The organism is Phocaeicola sp. RTP21198st1_B8_RTP21198_201120 (genome assembly GCF_040929485.1).
GTDB classification, from domain to species: domain Bacteria; phylum Bacteroidota; class Bacteroidia; order Bacteroidales; family Bacteroidaceae; genus Phocaeicola; species Phocaeicola dorei.
The window spans coordinates 1-1,097 of the sequence record NZ_JBCOCI010000509.1; the positions used below are offsets into that span (position 1 = coordinate 1).

At 42.9% G+C, this 1,097-nt stretch carries 1 pseudogene; it reads left to right on the top strand.

Annotation, left to right across the window (positions count from 1 at the left end):
- Positions 1–1,097 (top strand): annotated as a pseudogene (locus AB5935_RS27690) (DNA mismatch repair protein MutS); the annotation flags it as partial.

The window sequence follows — 1,097 nt, forward strand, 5'->3', positions numbered from 1 at the left end:
CTGTTGAGATGGCGGGATTCCCGCATCATGCTCTCGACACTTATCTTCCGAAATTGGTTCGTGCCGGAAAGCGTGTCGCTATCTGTGACCAGTTGGAAGATCCGAAAATGACGAAAAAGTTGGTGAAACGTGGCATTACCGAACTGGTGACTCCCGGTGTTTCTATCAATGATAATGTCCTGAATTATAAAGAAAATAACTTCCTTGCTGCCGTTCATTTCGGGAAAGCTTCCTGTGGGGTTGCCTTTCTTGATATTTCTACCGGTGAATTCCTAACTGCAGAAGGACCTTTTGATTATATTGATAAACTGTTGAACAACTTTGCCCCGAAGGAAATTCTTTTTGAACGTGGCAAACGTTTGATGTTTGAAGGTAATTTCGGCAGTAAGTTTTTCATGTTCGAGCTGGATGATTGGGTGTTTACAGAAACGACGGCTCGTGAGAAATTGCTGAAACACTTTGAAACGAAGAATCTGAAAGGTTTCGGAGTGGAGCATTTGAAGAACGGTATCATTGCTTCCGGTGCTATTCTGCAGTATCTGACAATGACGCAGCATACGCAAATTGGTCACATCACTTCATTGGCTCGTATTGAAGAAGATAAATACGTCCGTCTGGATAAGTTCACTGTGCGCAGTCTTGAGCTGATTGGTAATATGAATGATGGCGGGAGCAGTCTGCTCAATGTGATTGACAGAACGATCAGCCCGATGGGAGCGCGTCTGTTGAAACGCTGGATGGTTTTTCCCTTAAAGGATGAGAAACCGATCAATGAACGCTTGAATGTAGTGGAATATTTCTTCCGTCAGCCAGATTTTAAGGAACTGATTGAAGAACAGTTGCATTTAATAGGGGATTTGGAACGTATTATTTCCAAAGTGGCTGTAGGACGTGTGTCGCCCCGTGAAGTCGTTCAGTTGAAGGTAGCTTTACAAGCTATTGAGCCGATAAAACAGGCATGTATGGAAGCTGATAATGCGAGTTTGAATCGTATTGGCGAACAGCTGAATCTTTGTATTTCTATTCGTGACCGGATTGCCAAAGAGATTAAAAATGATCCTCCTTTACTGATAAATAAAGGCGGAGTGATTCAAGAT